Source organism: Testudinibacter sp. P80/BLE/0925 (assembly GCF_053570785.1).
On record NZ_CM131636.1, the window covers coordinates 741555 to 760213 of the forward strand.

Annotated in this window: 16 protein-coding genes; 4 read left to right on the forward strand and 12 right to left on the reverse strand. The window is 43.3% G+C overall.

What is annotated here, in order from left to right:
• Positions 1 to 21: 21 nt before the first annotated feature.
• The 4 genes from ACWA5Z_RS03640 to ACWA5Z_RS03655 form a co-directional block, all read right to left on the reverse strand.
• Complete coding sequence (locus ACWA5Z_RS03640; RefSeq protein ID WP_431053967.1) at positions 22 to 1560, reverse strand: sugar ABC transporter ATP-binding protein; 1539 nt, start codon at positions 1558 to 1560, stop codon at positions 22 to 24.
• Between the two features lie 62 nt (positions 1561 to 1622).
• On the reverse strand, positions 1623 to 2552 hold the full coding sequence (locus ACWA5Z_RS03645; RefSeq protein ID WP_431053968.1) for a substrate-binding domain-containing protein: 930 nt from the start codon (positions 2550 to 2552) through the stop codon (positions 1623 to 1625).
• Positions 2553 to 2813: 261 nt separating this feature from the next.
• Positions 2814 to 3947, reverse strand: coding sequence for a Gfo/Idh/MocA family protein (locus tag ACWA5Z_RS03650; RefSeq protein ID WP_431053969.1), 1134 nt, complete (start codon positions 3945 to 3947; stop codon positions 2814 to 2816).
• Between the two features lie 78 nt (positions 3948 to 4025).
• Positions 4026 to 5540, reverse strand: a complete 1515-nt coding sequence (locus ACWA5Z_RS03655; protein WP_431053970.1) for a CoA-acylating methylmalonate-semialdehyde dehydrogenase — start codon at positions 5538 to 5540, stop codon at positions 4026 to 4028.
• A 216-nt stretch (positions 5541 to 5756) separates the two neighbouring features.
• Between ACWA5Z_RS03655 and iolB the strand changes: the two genes are divergently transcribed.
• On the forward strand, positions 5757 to 6578 hold the full coding sequence (gene iolB, locus ACWA5Z_RS03660) for a 5-deoxy-glucuronate isomerase (protein ID WP_431053971.1): 822 nt from the start codon (positions 5757 to 5759) through the stop codon (positions 6576 to 6578).
• An 81-nt stretch (positions 6579 to 6659) separates the two neighbouring features.
• Here the strand turns inward: iolB and ACWA5Z_RS03665 are convergent, their stop codons facing one another.
• The 8 genes from ACWA5Z_RS03665 to ACWA5Z_RS03700 form a co-directional block, all read right to left on the reverse strand.
• Positions 6660 to 7487, reverse strand: coding sequence for a MurR/RpiR family transcriptional regulator (locus tag ACWA5Z_RS03665; protein WP_431053972.1), 828 nt, complete (start codon positions 7485 to 7487; stop codon positions 6660 to 6662).
• A 102-nt stretch (positions 7488 to 7589) separates the two neighbouring features.
• Positions 7590 to 8546 carry a 2-dehydro-3-deoxygluconokinase gene (locus tag ACWA5Z_RS03670; protein WP_431053973.1) on the reverse strand — a complete coding sequence of 319 codons (957 nt, stop codon included), beginning with the start codon at positions 8544 to 8546 and terminating at the stop codon, positions 7590 to 7592.
• Positions 8547 to 8555: 9 nt separating this feature from the next.
• Positions 8556 to 9959 (reverse strand): glucuronate isomerase, encoded by a 1404-nt coding sequence (gene uxaC / locus ACWA5Z_RS03675; protein ID WP_431053974.1) that lies wholly within the window; start codon positions 9957 to 9959, stop codon positions 8556 to 8558.
• 13 nt (positions 9960 to 9972) lie between these two features.
• The gene (locus ACWA5Z_RS03680) at positions 9973 to 11325 is read right to left on the reverse strand and encodes a mannitol dehydrogenase family protein (RefSeq protein ID WP_449343114.1); all 1353 of its coding nucleotides are present in this window, start codon (positions 11323 to 11325) and stop codon (positions 9973 to 9975) included.
• A 68-nt stretch (positions 11326 to 11393) separates the two neighbouring features.
• Complete coding sequence (locus ACWA5Z_RS03685) at positions 11394 to 12746, reverse strand: glycoside hydrolase family 28 protein (protein WP_431053976.1); 1353 nt, start codon at positions 12744 to 12746, stop codon at positions 11394 to 11396.
• A gap of 9 nt (positions 12747 to 12755) precedes the next feature.
• Positions 12756 to 14060 (reverse strand): TRAP transporter large permease, encoded by a 1305-nt coding sequence (locus tag ACWA5Z_RS03690; RefSeq protein WP_431053977.1) that lies wholly within the window; start codon positions 14058 to 14060, stop codon positions 12756 to 12758.
• Entirely contained in the window at positions 14050 to 14547 is a 498-nt protein-coding gene (locus ACWA5Z_RS03695) for a TRAP transporter small permease (protein WP_431053978.1), read from the reverse strand. The genes ACWA5Z_RS03690 and ACWA5Z_RS03695 overlap by 11 nt, the downstream gene beginning before the upstream one ends.
• Before the next feature lie 23 nt (positions 14548 to 14570).
• A complete protein-coding gene (locus ACWA5Z_RS03700) occupies positions 14571 to 15533 on the reverse strand; it encodes a TRAP transporter substrate-binding protein (RefSeq protein WP_431053979.1) in 963 nt (320 codons plus the stop codon).
• Between the two features lie 248 nt (positions 15534 to 15781).
• On the opposite strand from ACWA5Z_RS03700, the gene ACWA5Z_RS03705 reads away from it, so the two are divergent.
• The 3 genes from ACWA5Z_RS03705 to ACWA5Z_RS03715 are packed head-to-tail and all read left to right on the forward strand — an operon-like array spanning position 15782 to position 18644.
• Positions 15782 to 16504, forward strand: coding sequence for an FCD domain-containing protein (locus ACWA5Z_RS03705; protein ID WP_431053980.1), 723 nt, complete (start codon positions 15782 to 15784; stop codon positions 16502 to 16504).
• A 43-nt stretch (positions 16505 to 16547) separates the two neighbouring features.
• Positions 16548 to 17732 (forward strand): mannonate dehydratase, encoded by a 1185-nt coding sequence (gene uxuA, locus ACWA5Z_RS03710; RefSeq protein WP_431053981.1) that lies wholly within the window; start codon positions 16548 to 16550, stop codon positions 17730 to 17732.
• Positions 17733 to 17774: 42 nt separating this feature from the next.
• Positions 17775 to 18644, forward strand: coding sequence for a DMT family transporter (locus ACWA5Z_RS03715; RefSeq protein ID WP_431053982.1), 870 nt, complete (start codon positions 17775 to 17777; stop codon positions 18642 to 18644).
• Positions 18645 to 18659: the final 15 nt, after the last annotated feature.

Sequence of the window (18659 nt, forward strand, 5' to 3'; positions counted from 1 at the left end):
TTCCTTATCTTACAAGGCTGATTAATGCCGGTTTACACCGATCGCCATCATTGACATTAATTTTTCTTCGGTTGCGTCGTCGCCGTGAATTTCACCGGTCACTTTTCCTTCCGAAAGTGTGATAATACGGTCTGAAATCGCCATAATTTCCGGTAAATCGGAAGAAATTACCAACACGGCAACCCCTTTTTTGGCCATATCAAACAGCACTTGGTGCACTTCGGATTTTGCGCCGACATCAATGCCGCGCGTCGGTTCGTCAACGATTAATACTTTTGGATTTAATGACATACAGCGGGCAAGAATGATTTTTTGCTGATTTCCACCGGACAGTTTGCGCGCTTCTAACGATGAACTGGCCATTTTTATTCTGAGTGCCTGACGATATGCCTCGATCAGATCCGTTTCGCTGCTTTCATTGACAAACCATTTCATCGTCAGCAGGTTTTTCAGATTGGAAAGCGTCATGTTGGTTCGGATCGGCAGACCCAGCACCAGCCCTTCTTTTTTGCGGTCTTCCGGCACCAGCGCAATCCCCTGATCCAAAGCCTCTAGCGGCGAATTGGCATGGTACGGTGCGCCGTTGAGGGTGATTTCACCCGATTGATAGTGATCGGCACCAAACAGGCAACGGGCAATTTCCGTCCGCCCTGCACCAACCAGCCCGGCAATCCCCAACACTTCACCTTGGTGGATATCAAAACTCACATCGTGCAATGCGATACCGTGCGGATCCATTTGCGGTTTCTCTTTTTTCAGATGGCGAACGGACAGCACCACCGGTTTGTCTTTGTGTTGAGTTTCGCTTGACGGACGGCGGTTGAAAATCACATTCCGCCCCACCATCATGCGAATAATTTCATCGACATTGGTTTCGGCAACATTGCCTTCGCCGGTATAGCGACCATCTTGGAAAACCGTAAATCGGTCACAAAGGGCAAACACTTCGTTTAAACGGTGGGTCACATAGATAATGCTCACGCCGCGCGCTTTCAAATCGCGTACGATTTGGTGCAGGGTTTCCACTTCTTTATCGCTCAATGCCGCCGACGGTTCATCCATAATGATTAATTTGGCATTCAGCGTCAGCGCTCGGGCAATCTCCACCATTTGCTGTTTTGCCACACTCAACTGCGCCACTTGCGCATTCGGTGAAATATTCAGGTTCAGATTATCCAATACCATTTTAGCTTCTTGCTCGAGATTTTTGCGGTCAACAAAGATACCGTTGCGGAGCGGTTCTCGGCCGAGAAAGAAGTTTTCCGCCACCGTCATATTCGGCAGCAAATTAAATTCTTGATAAATGGTGACGATACCCTGTAATTGTCTGGCATGTGGCGTATCATTGATATCCAAGGGTTTATCATTAAAAATAATCTCGCCGCTGGTCTGCGGCTGCGCACCGGACAAGGCTTTCAGCAAGGTCGATTTGCCGGCGCCGTTTTCCCCTAACAGGGCGTGCACTTCGCCGGCGGCAACCGTTAATTGCACACCGTTTAATGCCATCACGCCGGAAAAACTTTTGCTCAGATTTTGGACTTTTAATAAAGGGACTGACATACAAACCTCACAGATTCGACCTTTATATCGTTTGCTATAAAGGTCGAAAATTGAATGTTAAATTATTTGACTTCGCCGATGCGTTCCGCCTCGTTTAAATTACTTTGGGTAATAATTGTCGGTGCGAAATCCAGTCCCTGAACCTCGCCTTCGCCGCGCGCTTTAGACACGACTTGTTCAAGTGCGGTTTTGACCGCATAGCTCGGGCGTTGATCGGCAGTGGCATATAACCAGCCTTCTTTAATGCGGGACAACGCTTCCGGACCGGCATCAAAGCCCGTCACTACGATATCGCCCGCTTTATAACCCAAACCGTGCAAGGCTTCGATTGCGCCCAATGCCATATCGTCATTGGCGGAGACAATCACATCCGGTTTTTGTTTCAAGGTCGGCAGCACGCTTTCGATAATGCGTAAGCCTTCGGAACGCAACCAGTTGCCGGTTTGATCGACCAAAATAGTATATTTTGCTTCTTTCAAACCATCACGAATGCCGTTCATGCGCTCGATATTGGAGCTTGAACCCGGTTGCCCGCTTAACAGAATGATATTTGCCCCGTCAGGGAATTTGCCTTTGACCACATTGGCGATCTCTTGTCCGCCGGTGTAGTTATTGGCACCGAAGTGCGCAATCGGCTCACTGCTTTGCACTTTACGATCCAAGGTTGCAGCCGGGATTTTTTCATCAATAATTTCTTCCACTGCGGCGGCAATCGCATTCACATCGTTCGGCGCAATAATGATGCCTTTTGCACCTTTGGTAATGGCATTTTCCAAATCGGCGGCTTGTTTGGTCGAGCTGCTTTGCCCGTCCAAAACTTGCAGGTTGACTTGTAATTCTTTCGCGGTATTCAGCGCGGATTTGGACAATTGCACTTCAAACGGGCTGGACAAGTTTGGCAAGCTGAAAACCACCAATTCGTCTTTCGCGGCGACATTAAACGCCAGACCCAGCGTTAATAAAGAAAGGGCTAATTTGCTGCTTTTTTTCATAGATTCACCTCATGATATGGTATGTGGCATCATACGATTAGAAAAAACACATTGGTAACCATCGATGCATTATTTTATTCGTTAAGAAATACGACGTGTAAATGTGATTTATTTAATATCGAATAAAAAATCAAGATATTAAAAATATGAAATGCTTGATTCATTTCGCAAAGAAGGATAGCACTATTTAGTCTATTGTTGGAAAGTTTGTTTCAGTTTTGTTAAGCAGATCATAAAAATGATCTGCTTATTTCATTTTATCTAGATTTCATTGACATCAACCCAGCGTTTGCTGTCGGCTGATTTGGCAATCGCTTCCAAAATTCGGGATACTTTATAGCCTTCTTCAAAGTCGGGCCACATCGGTTTGTCTTCGGTCAACCCGACGATCAGATCACGGATTTCAACGGTTTTTTGATCATTGAAACCGATCCCGTGCCCGGCACTGACGCAAAACGGTTTATAGTCGGGATGTAGCGGGCCGGTCAAAATGGTTTTGAAGCCTTGCCGTGCCGGATCGTCATCATGCAGATACAACTTTAATTCCGCCATCCGCTCTTGGGTGTAGCTGATCGTGCCTTTGGTGCCGGTGACGACATAAGTCAGCCCCATTTTTCTACCGCAGGCAATTCTGGAGGTTTCAATCGTCCCCATTGTGCCGCTGGCAAAACGCAGTAGCGCGCTGGCTTGGTCTTCGTTTTCCACCTCAATCAACTTGCTGCGATCTTGCGGATCCGGGCGTTGTTTAATCACGGTTTGTAAGTCACCGCTCACGCTGACAATATCCTCGCCCAACAAGTATTGCGCCATATTGATAATGTGTGCGCCAATATCACCCAGTGCCCCCAAGCCCGCCTTAGCGCGATAACAGTGCCAATCAATCGGGGTATTCGGGCTGGCAAGATAGTCTTCATTATGCGTGCCGTAAAAATGAACCACTTCGCCGATTTCCCCTTTTTGGATAATCTCTCTTGCCAACTGACTGGTCGGATTCTTCATGTAATTAAATCCGACCAGCGTTTTAATCCCCGCCTGAGTGGCGGCATCATACATCTCTTTGGCTTCAAGTGCGGTCAGTGCCAACGGCTTTTCCGAATAAACATGCTTGCCGTGTTTAATCGCTTCTAACGCAATTTCTTTATGTAAAAAATTCGGCGTGCAAATATCGACCACATCCACATTCGGATCGCGCACCACCTCACGCCAATCGCCGGTGGCGCGTTTGAAGCCGAATTCCTGCGCTTTCTGAGCAGCCAATTCCGGTGTGATTTCTGCCAAATATTCCAACGCTAATTTACCTTGTAGGTTAAATACGGTCGGCGCTTGTGCATAAGCAATCGCATGGCAGCGCCCGATATAACCCGTACCAATCAAGCCGACTCTAACGGTTTGCATAAATTCCTCCTGATTCATCTGTATTCAAAAAAGACGGATATCAAATATCCGCCTAAACGGGTTATGTTAAGCCGTGACTTACAAGGTCGGCATACTGAATGCCGCCCCTTGTTCGCGCACGTTATGGTTCGGCCAACGGCTGGTAATGGTTTTCATGCGGGTATAGAAACGCACGCCGTCAGGACCGTATACATTCAAAGCGCCGAAAATCGAAGATTTCCAACCGCCGAAGCAGTGGTAAGCAATCGGCACCGGAATCGGTACGTTAATACCAACCATGCCCGCTAACACATCTTGGCTATATTGACGCGCCGCGTCGCCATCACTGGTGAAAATCGCACTGCCGTTGCCATATTGATGATCATTAATCAATTTAATCGCACTGGCATAATCTTTCGCTCTGACCACACACAGCACCGGCCCGAAGATTTCCTCCTGATAAATACTCATCTCCGTTGTGACATGATCAAACAAACTTCCGCCGATAAAATAGCCGTTTTCATGCCCGGCGACTTGATAATTACGACCATCGACGACTAGCGTTGCACCCGCCGCAACACCTTGATCGACATAACCGGATACTTTTTCCAGATGTTGTTTGGAGATTAACGGCCCCATATCGTTTTCTTTTTGTCCTTGCGGCAACACGCCCGGACCGATACGCAACGCCTCGACTTTTGGTTTTAAACTGTTCACTAAGGCGTCAGCGACTTTGTCATCGGTGGTGACCGCAACCGATAACGCCATACAACGTTCGCCTGCCGCCCCGAATGCCGCGCCCAATAACGCATTGGCCGTCATTTCAATATCCGCATCCGGCATAATCAAGGCATGGTTTTTCGCGCCGCCCAACGCTTGCACCCGTTTCCCGTGTGCCGAACCGGTTTCATAAATATATTGCGCAATCGGGGTCGAGCCGACAAAGCTCACCGCTTGAATACGCGGATCACGCAACAGCACATCCACCGCTTCTTTATCGCCTTGCACCACGTTGAATACGCCGTCCGGCAAGCCGGCTTGTTTTAATAATTCCGCAATACGGATGGACAACGACGGATCTTTTTCCGACGGTTTCAACACAAAGGTATTGCCGCACGCCAATGCAATCGGGAACATCCACATCGGCACCATTGCCGGGAAGTTAAACGGGGTAATCCCGGCTACCACGCCTAACGGCTGCATAACGGAATGGGTATCAATGCCGCGCCCGACATTGGCGGAAAACTCGCCTTTCAACAAGTGCGGTATGCCGGTGGCAAACTCGACCACTTCCAAACCACGGGTCAATTCGCCGATCGAATCGGAATAAATTTTGCCGTGTTCACTGGTGATTAATTTTGCCAATTCGTCAAAGCTGGCTTCTAGTAATTCTTTGAATTTAAATAAAATTCTGGCTCGGCGCAGCGGAGATTGTTGCGACCATGCCGGATAGGCGGCTTGTGCGGCGGCAATTGCCGCTTCAACTTCACTCACCGTACTGAGCTTCACTTGCTTGGTTTGCTCGCCGGTTGCCGGATTAAACACAGGGGTTAAACGATCACTTTGGCTCTCAACCACATGACCGTTAATAAAATTTGGGATAAACTGGCTCATATTTTTCCTCAATCAAAAGTTGGCAATAGATAGAAATCTCACCTACACAATACCCCTACGAAACAGCTTTTTCAACCATAAAAACGCTAAAATGAAATTTTTATTTCATTTTTTGTGATCTAAGTAGAATCTTGAACAAGATCTCGTTCAGCAAAGTGCGGTTATCCGCTATACTTTTTTCAGCTAACAGACCCTAATAACAACGCGAGGTTAAGCATGAGTCGATTATTATCCAAATCTAATCCTATTGAAGACGGTTTCCGCCAACAAATCACCCCACAAAATGCCGGTTGGGAATATGTCGGTTTCGAACTGCTGCATTTGTCCGCCGGAAAAACCGTTGAAATCCATACGGAAAACACCGAGGTTTGCTTTGTGGTGGTGTCCGGTTACGCCTCTTTTGCGGTCGATGCCAAAATTTTTGAACATCTGGGCAACCGCACTTCGCCATTTGAACGCATTCCGCCCTATTCATTATATGTGCCGCACCAGAAGAGTGTGTTGGTGATCGCCGACACCGAGTTGGAATTGGCGATTTGCCGCGCGCCAAGCCAAGGCAATCTGCCGATTCGGGTGATCAAACCGGAAGAGGTCGGGGTGGAAAAACGCGGTTACGGCAATAACCAACGTTTAGTGCACAATATCCTGCCGGAAACCGAAGCTGCCGACAGTTTGCTGGTGGTGGAAGTTTTTACCGACGAAGGCAACACCAGCTCATTCCCAAGCCACAAACACGATCAAAAAAACAGCGAAAGCGAAACCTATCTGGAAGAGACCTATTACCACCGTTTCGAACCGAAACAGGGCTTCTGCCTGCAACGGGTGTATACCGATGACCGCACGTTGGACGAATGCATGGCGGTGTATGACGGCGATGTAGTCAAAGTGCCGAAAGGTTACCACCCGGTTGCGACCATTGCCGGTTATAACAATTATTACCTTAACGTGATGGCAGGACCGGTGCGCAAATGGCGTTTCACTTGGGAACAAGATCATCAGTGGATTAACAGTGAGGCGTATGCGGAGAAGTTTAAATAAGTTTTATATAGGTTCTATATAAATTCTATGAAAAAGCCTGCCGTAACACAGCGACAGGCTTATTTTCGTTTCACAGAAATTTTATTCTTTACGCTTAAACGCCAACGAAATCGCCAAGGTTTGCACTAAGGTCATGGTGGCGCATTGCGAACGGAAGCCGCTGACTTGTGCTTCTTTCACAATAAACGCCTCGTCGCTGAAGCTGATTAACGGGCTGATTTGACTGTCGGTGATGGCAATTTGTTTCACCCCGTTTTTCGCCGCCGCATTCATAATATTCAGCGTTTCTTTGGCATAAGGTGAAAAACTGATTGCTACCACGGCGTCACCGGGCTTAATCAGATTTAATTGCTCCTCAAACATCCCGCCTAAACCATCGATAATATAAGAATGGCAATTTAAATGGTGCAAGGCGTAATTCAGATAACTCGCCACGCTAAATGAGCGTTTCAAGCCGATAATAAAGATATTATTGGCTGAATCCAAAATATCCACCGCCCTTTCCAACTGCTCACGACCGGTCTGTGCACTCAGTTGCAATAAGGCTTGGTGATTTGCCTGTGCAAAGACGCTCAAAATCTCATTCGGTGCGCCTTGCGTGGCATTTTCCGGATCAAGTTGATCAAATAGTTGCGCCCGCTCACTGTAATTCACGGTTTCTTCCATCAGATTTTGACGGAATATTTGTTTCATCTCATTAAAACCGCTATAGCCGAAAGCATTGGCAAAGCGAATCAAGGTCGAAGGCGGCACATCCGCGCGTTCTGCGATCACCGCAACCGTGTCAAATACAATACTGTTCGGGTTATCAAGGATATACTTGGCAACCTGTTTTAAACGTTTACTCAGGCTGTCGTAACGCTCCCGGATCTCATTCTCTAGCTGCTCCAGCTCTAACGATTTATTCATGTTATGTTCTCAATAGTGAAATATTGTCAACATTATAAGAGCTTTTATGGTTAATGATAAGCCACCAATTGCTTGTTTTTTAATAAAATTAGAAAATTTATTTCATATGAAGACGATCGAATGTTTCGGCATTGCTGCCAACGGGATAATTGCGCCGCGGTGTTGAATCACCGTGCCGGCCAGTTGGTGTCCTTGCCGCACCGCACTTTGCACCTCACCGCCGCATAAGCGTGCCGCCAAATAACCGGCGCTGAACGAGTCGCCGGCGGCGGTGGTGTCGATCACCTTTTCGGCGGCAATGTTATTGGCGGCGATGTCAACGCGTTGCCGCTGCACGGCGACAATGCAACTGTCTGCGCCGCGCTTAATCACGATTTCGTTCACGCCATAACCCTGCGTGCGCGCAATCACCGTTTCAACCGCACTTTCACCGGATTTACCGCCCCAAAGTGCGGTTTCATCGTCAAGGGTTAAAAAGGCAATATCGCTAAGCGATAAGATTTGTTGATACGCCTGCTGTGCGGTTGCCACATCTTGCCACAGGCGCGGGCGGTAGTTGTTATCGAACACCAGCTTGCCGCCGTTGCGTTTAAATTCGGCTAACAAGGCGTACAGTTTTTCTCGGCTTGCCTGATCCAAAATCGCCAGACTGATACCGCTGAGATAGAGATAATCAAAGGTTGCCAATTGTGCCGTAATCGCCGCGCTGTCGGTGGTTTGCAGCCAGTAACGCGCCGCCGAATCGTTGCGCCAATAATAGAAACTGCGCTCGCCTTGCGGATCGGTGACAATCGAATACAAACCGGGCAATTTGTCCGCCAAGATTTGCACCAACTCGGTGCGAATGCCTTCTAGCTGCCACTGCGCCAACATCTGCCGGCTGAACGTATCTTGCCCAAGTGCGGTTACATAATGGATTTCAGCAGCTTGATTTTTCAGCAAGCGCGCCAGATAAACGGCGGTATTCAAGGTATCGCCGCCGAACGCCAATTGCGGTGGCTTTGCCTGTTTCAGCGACAGCTCGATCATACATTCGCCGATAATTGCGATTTTTTTCATAGTATAACCCTATTTAAAATAACCTTTGGCGTTGTTGAAACAGATGTTTTTCACCATGTCGCCCAACACATTGAGATCATTCGGCGCTTCGCCTTTTTCCACCCATTGCCCCAACATTTCACACAAAATACGGCGGAAATATTCGTGGCGGGTGTAGGACAAGAAACTGCGCGAATCGGTCAGCATACCGACAAATTGGCTTAACAAGCCCAATTGCGAAAGTTGTTGCAGTTGGCGCTCCATGCCGTCTTTTTGATCGTTAAACCACCAGCCCGAACCGAATTGGATTTTTCCCGCAACGCCGCCGCCTTGGAAATTGCCGATCATACTGGCGATCATTTCGTTATCGCGCGGGTTAAGGCAATAAATAATGGTTTTCGGCAGGCAATCGTTTTGGTCTATCGTGTCGAGCAAACGCGAAAGCGGTTCGGCAAAAGTGCGGTCGGCAATCGAATCAAAACCGGCATCTGCACCCAACAGCTTAAACATGCGCGTATTATTGTTGCGCAACGCACCGATATGTAATTGCATTACCCAACGACGTTGGTGATATTGCTGTGCCAGCCACACCAACACCGCCGTGCTGAACCGGGCGATTTGTAACTCGCTCAACGGCTGATTATCACGCCGCAATTGTAAAATCCGATCCAGCTCTTTTTCTGTCGGAATCGGCGCGAAACGCAAGATTTCAATGCCGTGGTCGGCGGATTTGCAGCCGTGGCGGTCAAAATGATCCAAGCGGTTCAATAGCGCCTGTTGTAAATCGGCAAAAGTGACGATCTCAATATCGCTGACCGCACCCAGCTGGGCTAAATAGTCGTTAAAGTGCGGTAATTCGATCTTGAACGCCTTATCCGGACGGAAACTCGGCACGACTTCGATATCGAAGGTCGGATCAGCGGCAATGGCTTGATGGTATTGCAAACTGTCAATCGGATCATCGGTTGTGCCGACCAATTTGACATGCATTTGTTGCATAATGCCTTGCGCCGAGAAACGGCGATCTTGCAGCATTTCATTGCATTGTTGCCAAATTTTGTCGGCATTTTGCAAATTAAATAAGGTATCGCGAATACCGAACGGACGGCGCAGTTCCAAATGCGTCCAATGGTAAATCGGGTTGCCGATACACAACGGCACGGTGCGCGCCCACGCCAGATATTTTTCATAATTCGAGGCATCGCCGGTGATCAGGCGTTCTTCCACCCCGGCGGTGCGCAAGGCACGCCATTTATAGTGATCGCCCTCCAGCCAGATTTCGCTCAAATCGTTAAATTGGCGGTTTTCCGCAATCTCTTGCGGATTGAGATGGCAATGGTAATCAAAAATCGGCTGTTGCGCGGCGTAATCGTGGTATAAGCGGCGTGCAGTTTCGTTTGACAGCAGAAAATCTTCACACATAAACGGTTTCATTTTTAGCTCCTGACTAGTGTTGCGCTAACGCCAAATACTCGGCAACCGCTCGGCGTGCGCCGACATCGAGTAATTTTTGGTATGCCTGTTTCACTTGTGCCACAAAAATCGGATTTGCCGCCAGTTGCGGTGAGAAAATATTGTCTAGTTGCAACAATTCATCGACCACAGCCGCATTCAGACCGCACTTGGCATAAATCGCCGCAAATTGTGCGCTCATCGGGTCTTTTACCTCAATCGGCTGTTGCTGTTCATCAACGCCGCTGATATAGCGCATCCAAGCGGCAACCGCCAAAGCCAATAACGGGAACGGTTGCTGTTGTTGCAAGTGATAGCTGATCGATTCCAATAAACGCGGCGGCAGTTTTTGACTGCCGTCCATCGCAATTTGCCAAGTGCGGTGTTTCAAGCCCGGATTGGTAAAGCGTTCGATCAGCAAGTCGGCATAGCGCGCCAAATCCGTGCCTTGCGGCATATTCAAGGTCGGCGCTTGTTCTTGCAACATTAACCGATGGGCGGCAGCGCGGTAATCACTGTCATTCATAGTGTCGGAGATATGTTCGTAACCGCCGAGATAGCCCAAATAGGCTAAAAAGGAGTGGCTGCCGTTCAGCATACGCAGTTTCATCTGTTCAAACGGACGTACATCTGCCACCAATTCCGCGCCGACCAACTCCCATTGCGGACGACTGGCAACAAAATTATCTTCGATCACCCATTGTTTGAATTCTTCACAGGCAATTGCGCACGGATCGTAATAACCCAGAATCTCGGCGATTTCCTGCAAGGTTTCATCGGTTGCCGCCGGGACAATCCGATCGACCATGGTGCAAGGAAACGTTACGTTCCGTTCAATCCATTGCGCCAGTTCCGTGTCGATTTGGTATGCCAATCCTAAAACCGCACTTTTGGCAATATGCCCGTTTTCCATCACGTTATCGCACGACATCACGGTGAAAGGCGCGAGATTACGCTGCTTACGCCGCCGCAACGCTTCCACGATATAACCGATCGCCGAACTCGGCTGTTGCGGATTAGCCAGATCTTGTTGGATCAACGGATTGTTTAAATCCAATTTGCCGGTGGCAAGATCGGTGCAATAGCCTTTTTCGGTGACGGTTAAAGACACAATCGCAATCTGCGGTTCTGCCATTTTTTCTAGAATAGTATTAATACTATCTAACTTAGGATGAAAAGCATCATAAATGGCTCTAACTTTCTTTAGAGTATTTTTATTTACACCTTTTTCAAAAACATGGTATTGCAAATTCTGCTTTCTTAATTTTACGATTGGTTCAAGCCCTGCCATTAAATTTACTTCATAATAGAGCCATTGAATTTCACTCTGTTGATTTGTTTCATCCATATATACGCCTTGATGAGCCTTATGGAAAGCACCAAATCCAAGATGAATCATTCTACTGCTCGAGATGTTCATAAAATTTCCTCACCGTCTTTGTAAAATTGAATTGTTTTATCACTCCATTTTTGAACATTTTCTCTAGAAAAGTAGCAATTATTAATACTTATACTATCCTTACTAATTCCATTTATAAAAATAGCAGGAATTCCATTTGGATATTCAAAAACCCCCCAAGGTCTTGACTCCCCCAAAGGAATATAGTAGGCATTATTCATTCCATTATTATCATATTGATTTGGGTTGCATGGAGGTCTTATATCATATGTTCCCCTGTTTTTATTTTCACTTACTACTTGGCATTGATTGATGTTATTGAAAAATATTTTACTCGCTTTATCATTAGGTTCTGAATGAATATTAATAGCGCCTTCAGATATAATATTAATATTATTAAATGTTACATTATTGATTTGCCCGCAATGTATATTATTTGGATCTCTTTTCTTGACGGAAATAAAAATTGGATCAGCTTTTCCCCAATGGCAATCTAATGTAAATTTAGTAGTAATCGACATATCTGATATTGTAACATTATTTATACAACCTCCATCCCTTGTCACTAACGATATTCCACGATTTGAATTTGATATTATACAATTGTTAAATTTAATATTGTTAAAGTTATTATAACTCTCGGTTCCAATCTTTAATGCTGAGCTATGTGATTCAATAATACAATTACTCACAAGTATATTTTCACACGGAGTATCTATTTCTTTTGATTTTTCACTAGTTTTAAGACAGATGCCATCATCGGCAGTTTTTATATAACAACCTTGAATATTGAAATTAGAACATCCATCTATATCTATTGCATCTGTATTAGTAAATCTAAAATCATTAATAATTTTTATATTATTAATATTTCCAATCCGGCATGATATACAATGTACTGTCCACATTGGTGCATCTTTTATTGTAAAATCTTCGAGTAAAATATTTTCACAACTTTCAAAAATAATTGTTCTTATTCTCGATCTATTCGGCATTCTATAACCTAGCTCATCTACATTAGTTGAATGATAGAATGGTGCATTACCATTTATCAATCCTTTACCTAATATACCGATATTATTTTTATTTTTTGCAAAGATAAAACCTAAAAAAGATTGTTCTGCCATAACAGAACTTTTTGCATTTTTAAAATCATTATAATTTGAACTTGCAATTATTTCAGCACCAGGATCCAGATACAAATAAACATTATCTTCTAAACAAACATTTCCAACGAGATATTTACCCGCCTCAATATATAATACTCCACCTCCTTTTTTATTTAAATCAAAAATTGCTTGATTAAAAATGTCAGTATTCAATTTAACTCCATCTCTTGATGGACTATATTCAGATAAACTAATATACATATATTACTCCTATATTAATCCAAATAGTCTAGGAAGGAATAAAGAAAACCAAGGTATGTAAGTAACAAGAAATAATGCGACACATACTAATAAAAATATTGGAAGCAATGGTCTCAAAACTTCATCAATAGAAACTTTAGCAACACTACATCCTACAAATAAAGCACTGCCTACAGGAGGCGTAAAATTCCCAACACACAAGTTAAATGCTATCATTACCCCAAAATGAATAGGATCCATCCCTAAAGACACCGCAATTGGAAAAAATATAGGGGTAAAAATAAGTAATGCCGGTGCAACGTCCATAAATGTACCAACAAATAATAAAATAATATTCATAATAATAAATATGACATATTTATTATCTGACATATTAATCAATATTTCACTAATGCTCTCTGGTATAGATAGAAATGCCATAGCCCATGACATAACACCTGATGCTGCAATTAAAAATAAAATAGTTCCAGATACATAGGCTGATTCTATAGCAATAGGAAGAATATCTTTTACTTTTATTGTTTTATATGCTAGAGACAATATTAAAGCATAAGCTACTGCAATAGCCCCTCCCTCTGTTGCAGTGAAAATTCCAGCAACAATTCCACCAATAACAATAATAATCATTGCAAGGCTTGGTATCGATTCTATTACTACTCTAATTGCTTCTTTACAATTTTTAGTCTCTTCTGTTGGATAGTTATATTTTTTAGCCACAAAATATGCATATATCATCACTGCAAGTCCCATTAAAATTCCTGGTATATAGGCAGCAATAAATAATGTTGCGACTGAAGCACCTGTCATCAACGAATAAATAATAAACATTCCTGTAGGAGGAATAAGCAACCCCGTTGGAGCAGAAGCAATATTTACAGCCGCACAAATACGTGGATCATAATTTTTCTCTCTCTGTAGTGGTCCCATAAAACCACCTACAGCAGAAGCAGCTGCTACTGAAGAACCACATACACTTCCAAATAGCATATTACTAATTACATTAGCATGTAATAATGATCCTGGTATTTTACCACCGATCAACAAGGCCAAATTGACTAATCTCCTTGCTATCCCACCTTTATTCATTAAATTTCCAGAAAATATGAAGAAAGGTGCTGCTAATAATCCAAAACTATCAATTCCAGAAAACATTTTTTGACTTCCAGTATATAAAACCATATCAGTTGGAAGTTCGAAAAATAACGTTATTATACTAGCCAATAGAATGCTGATAGAAATTGAAATTCCGATAGCTAACAAGATTATAAATGTGCCAAAAAGCACTAGACTTATATATATTAATTCAGCATCCATAATTTCCCTCTCTTGATTCCTCAATTAATATTAGCAAATTGCAAATACAAAGAAACAATATTAACAATCCTGAGACAGGAATAATAGCATATATTAGACTCATAGAAATTCCTAGTGTTGGTGAATATTGAGAAAAACTAGATACTACAAAATGGTAACCTCCATATATCGACGATATTAAAATTGTGATACATACAACTGTTATTTGTATAACTTTCAAATAAAAATAATTCTTAGGATTTAATTTATTTTCCAGTAGTGTAATCGAAAGATGAGTATTTCTTCCAAAACAATATGTTGCTCCAAAAAAACCCATCCATATCATCAAATAACGTAAAGCTTCTTCTGTATTAGTACTAGGAGAGTTCAATACATATCTAGAAACCACTTGCCAGACAGCTATTATTGACATAGCTATCATAAGCAATCCAGCAAAAGTACTACATGCAACCTCTACTTTTCCCTTTAAATATATCAATCTATCCATTTAAACTCTCCTTAAATTAAAAGTTATAAATCCTTTATTTTTTCCACTATATCTTTATCATTTTGTGGTAAAGAATCATACATAGGTTTTACTAGCTCACGGAATGGTTCTTTATTGACATCATTGAAATTAACTTTCATCTTTTCTTGAGCGATTTTATATGCCACTTCCATGTCTTCAACAAAAAGTTTATCTTGTAAAACCCAAGATTCTTTTAACGCTTGAATAACTTGATTACGTTCATCTTCGTTTAGTTTTTCATATGATTTTTTGCTGATAACAACCACATCCGGAATTAGAGAATGCTCATCAAAAGAAAAATATTTAGCAACCTCGCCATGACTTCCGTTCGTTAATACCGTTATTGCACTTTCAGCACCATCAAGAACACCTTGCTGTATTGCACTGAATACTTCTGAATATGCCATTGGTGTTGCTTTTGCACCTAAATGATTGACCATATTAATTGCTGTGGTATCTCCCATAACTCGAATTTTTAATCCATCAAGATCAGCTGGTGTATGAATAGGTTTAGATTTTGTATAAAAAGAACGGAATCCATTTGTATAAAATGTAATACCAATCATCCCATCATCATCAATCGAATCTAAAAATTCTTTTCCTACTGAGCTATTAGCAAAACGTTTAAAATGTTCCATATCATTAAATAGATAAGGCATTGATATAATTGAAAACTGAGGTTTGAACTGACTTAAATTTGAAGTAGAGACCCTACCGATATCAATGATACCTTGTTGTAATTGCTGCAAAACTTGTACTTCATCACCGAGTACTCCATTGGCATATACTCTCGCCTTTACCTTGCCCTGCGTCCGTTCAGATATTTTTTTCGAAAAATCCTCCAATGCTCTTACCGTAGAGTCATCTTTACTATGGTTATCAGCAATCTTGAGCGTTAAAGCATGAGTTACATCACTGAAAGCTAAAAACATAAGTGACATTAATGTCATAGTCATTTTTTTCATAACTTTTTCCTTATATAAAAGAGTAATAAAATATTTAGATACTGCCATTCATATGCTTCAATATCACTCTACAAGATTCATAAAGCTCTCGTAAAGTTGTCGATGAATTTTTAATAAAATTTGTGATCCAGATCTAAAATTATCAAAAATAAACCATAATTATTTATTAAATAAGTAATTTTTATTGAACCTTAAATTCTAAATCAGTATGATTAATAATATAAAACTGATCAATGAATTTATGAGATATGAAAAAATATATAGAAATTGGCTTGGATATTATTAATCAAATATCTGACGGAAAATTTAATATTGGAGATAAATTACCGACAGAAAAGATACTTATGGCTCATTATGGTGTTGCGAGAACCACTATCAGAGAATCCATTACCATGCTTGAAGTTGGAGGTTATCTAGACATAAGACAAGGTTCAGGTATGTATATAGCATCTCTAAAACCAAACGGGTTATTGACTGGAGATAGTAGTTATATTGATTTAGAAATTGGTCCATTTGAAATGCTGCAAGCACGACAAATTTTAGAAAGTAATATTGCTCACCTTGCTGCCAGAAAAGCTACAAAATCTGACATAGTAACACTTAAAGAAATTCTTGTATTAGAACGCCAAAATGTTGAACACGGTAATTTTGAATATGATACAGATTTAATGTTCCATTTATCAATAGCTAGAGCAACTCATAACCTTGCTCTGGTTGATATGGTCAAAGACATATGGCAACGCAGACAAAGAAGTATGAAATGGAATGAATTACATCGGAAAATCAATCATAAAGACTATCGAAGTGATTGGTTATCGGATCATCAGGAAATTTATATGGCTCTTCAAAGAAAAGAACCAGATTCTGCTTACGAAAAAATGTGGACACATTTAGAAAATGTAAAGAATAGGTTATTTGAACACTCTGATATTGATGATCCAAATTTTGATGGATTTATTTTTAGAGATTAGTAACTAAATAAGATAGTAAAGAATAGGAATAGGAAAAATAAAAATGGAACAAACATGGCGTTGGTACGGACCGAAAGATCCGGTTTCGTTGGCGGATATCCGCCAAGCGGGGGCGACGGGGATTGTGACCGCACTTCACAATATTCCGAACGGGCAGGTGTGGATCATTGAGGAAATTGAGAAACGCAAACAGGAAATCGAACAAGCCGGGTTGGTGTGGTCGGTGGTCGAAAGCGTGCCGGTGCATGAGGAAATCAAAACCCAAAGCGGGCAATATTTGCAGTGGATTGAAAATTATCAGCAGACCCTGCGCAATTTGGCAAAGTGCGGTATTGATACGGTTTGTTACAACTTTATGCCGGTGTTGGATTGGACGCGCACCGATTTGGCATACCAATTGCCGGACGGTTCAAAAGCGTTACGCTTCGATCAAGATGCCTTTGCGGCGTTTGAGCTGTATATTTTGCAACGCCCGGGGGCAAATGAAACTTACAGCGCAGCCGAACAGCAAGCGGCAAAAGCCTATTTCGATCAAATGAACGAGCAGGATATTCAGCAATTAACCAATAATATTATTGCCGGTTTGCCGGGGGCGGAAGAGGGTTACACCCTTGCCGAATTCCAACAACAGCTGGATCGCTATCAAGCTATCAGCAAGGAACAATTCCGCCAACATCTGGCATTTTTCTTGCAACAGATTATTCCGGTGGCGGAAGAAGTCGGGATTAAAATGGCGATTCACCCTGATGATCCGCCGCGCCCGATTTTGGGCTTGCCGCGCATTGTGTCCACTATTGAGGATATGCAGTGGTTTGTCGAAACCCAGCCGCTGGCGGCAAACGGTTTCACTATGTGTACCGGTTCTTACGGCGTGCGTTCCGACAACGATTTGGTGCAGATGACCGAGCAATTTGCCGATCGGATTTATTTCGCGCATTTGCGTTCTACTTGCCGCGAAGAAAATCCGCTGACGTTCCACGAAGCTGCGCATTTGGAAGGCGATGTGGATATGTTTAATGTGGTCAAAGCCTTATTGAGCGAAGAATACAAACGCAAAGCCGCCGGTAACCCGCGCCTGATTCCAATGCGACCCGATCACGGACACCAAATGTTGGACGATTTGCGCAAGAAAACCAATCCGGGCTATTCTGCCATCGGTCGCTTAAAAGGGTTGGCCGAATTCCGCGGTTTGGAGCTTGCCTTAAAAAAAGTGTATTTTAACCAATAAGGTGATGATTGGGAGAGTTTCTCAATACCGGCAATTGATGATATGCAAAACTACCTCGGGCAAATTCTGATTTTCATCGTGACGCTGATCGGCGCCTCGGGGTGGTTTTTATCAAAAAACGCGATTGCGGAAATGCCGTCGGTCGGCTTTATGGGGCTGCGTTTTTTAACCGCCGCCTTGATTTTTCTGCCTTTTGCCCATCGGCAGTTATATCGCCTGAAGAGAATTCAAATTCTCAACGCAAGTGCGGTTGGCATTGCCTTGGCGCTTAACTTGTTTCTGTGGGTGCAGGGGATTACTTACAGCAATGAGTTGGGCGAAGGGGCATTTTTAGTTAGCCTTGCCATGCTGATTGCGCCGTTGATTTCATGGCTGCTTTTCAAGCAACGCCCGTTGCCGGTGTTCTGGCTTTCAATGCCGATTGCGCTGGTCGGTTTATATTTTTTAGCCATCGGTCGTTATGGCGGGCTGCGTTTTTCCGGCGGCAGTATCCTATTTTTACTCAGCTCACTATCAGCCGCGTTCTATTTCGTATTGAATCATCAATATGCCAAAAATATTCCGCCGATGTCGCTGATTACGATTCAATTCGCTATTGTCGGCATAGTATGCAGCGGCTATTCAATACTAGCCGAAAGCTGGCAAACGACAATTTCGTTCAACACCTGGCTCTGGTTTCTTGCCAGCGTGTTGCTCGCCAGTAACTTACGTTATTTTGTGCAAACCATCGGACAAAAGCACTGTAATATTAGTACGGCAGCGATTATTATGGTATTGGAACCGGTTTGGACACTGATGTTAAGCGTGTGGTTAATGGACGAGACCGTCACCGTGCTTAAATTGCTGGGTTGTGGCTTGATTCTCTGTGCACTATTGGTTTATCGGTTACGTCTTATCCGCAAAGCAGGGTGAAATTTAAACAATCAT

Excerpts from the sequence above, each read along its gene's own strand:
- ACWA5Z_RS03640 (WP_431053967.1), bottom strand. The coding sequence starts at position 1,560 with ATGTCAGTCCCTTTATTAAAAGTCCAAAATCTGAGCAAAAGTTTTTCC.
- ACWA5Z_RS03645 (WP_431053968.1), bottom strand. The coding sequence starts at position 2,552 with ATGAAAAAAAGCAGCAAATTAGCCCTTTCTTTATTAACGCTGGGTCTG.
- ACWA5Z_RS03650 (WP_431053969.1), bottom strand. The coding sequence starts at position 3,947 with ATGCAAACCGTTAGAGTCGGCTTGATTGGTACGGGTTATATCGGGCGC.
- ACWA5Z_RS03655 (WP_431053970.1), bottom strand. The coding sequence starts at position 5,540 with ATGAGCCAGTTTATCCCAAATTTTATTAACGGTCATGTGGTTGAGAGC.
- iolB (WP_431053971.1), top strand. The coding sequence starts at position 5,757 with ATGAGTCGATTATTATCCAAATCTAATCCTATTGAAGACGGTTTCCGC.
- ACWA5Z_RS03665 (WP_431053972.1), bottom strand. The coding sequence starts at position 7,487 with ATGAATAAATCGTTAGAGCTGGAGCAGCTAGAGAATGAGATCCGGGAG.
- ACWA5Z_RS03670 (WP_431053973.1), bottom strand. The coding sequence starts at position 8,546 with ATGAAAAAAATCGCAATTATCGGCGAATGTATGATCGAGCTGTCGCTG.
- uxaC (WP_431053974.1), bottom strand. The coding sequence starts at position 9,959 with ATGAAACCGTTTATGTGTGAAGATTTTCTGCTGTCAAACGAAACTGCA.
- ACWA5Z_RS03680 (WP_449343114.1), bottom strand. The coding sequence starts at position 11,325 with ATGGATGAAACAAATCAACAGAGTGAAATTCAATGGCTCTATTATGAA.
- ACWA5Z_RS03685 (WP_431053976.1), bottom strand. The coding sequence starts at position 12,746 with ATGTATATTAGTTTATCTGAATATAGTCCATCAAGAGATGGAGTTAAA.
- ACWA5Z_RS03690 (WP_431053977.1), bottom strand. The coding sequence starts at position 14,060 with ATGGATGCTGAATTAATATATATAAGTCTAGTGCTTTTTGGCACATTT.
- ACWA5Z_RS03695 (WP_431053978.1), bottom strand. The coding sequence starts at position 14,547 with ATGGATAGATTGATATATTTAAAGGGAAAAGTAGAGGTTGCATGTAGT.
- ACWA5Z_RS03700 (WP_431053979.1), bottom strand. The coding sequence starts at position 15,533 with ATGAAAAAAATGACTATGACATTAATGTCACTTATGTTTTTAGCTTTC.
- ACWA5Z_RS03705 (WP_431053980.1), top strand. The coding sequence starts at position 15,782 with ATGAAAAAATATATAGAAATTGGCTTGGATATTATTAATCAAATATCT.
- uxuA (WP_431053981.1), top strand. The coding sequence starts at position 16,548 with ATGGAACAAACATGGCGTTGGTACGGACCGAAAGATCCGGTTTCGTTG.
- ACWA5Z_RS03715 (WP_431053982.1), top strand. The coding sequence starts at position 17,775 with ATGCAAAACTACCTCGGGCAAATTCTGATTTTCATCGTGACGCTGATC.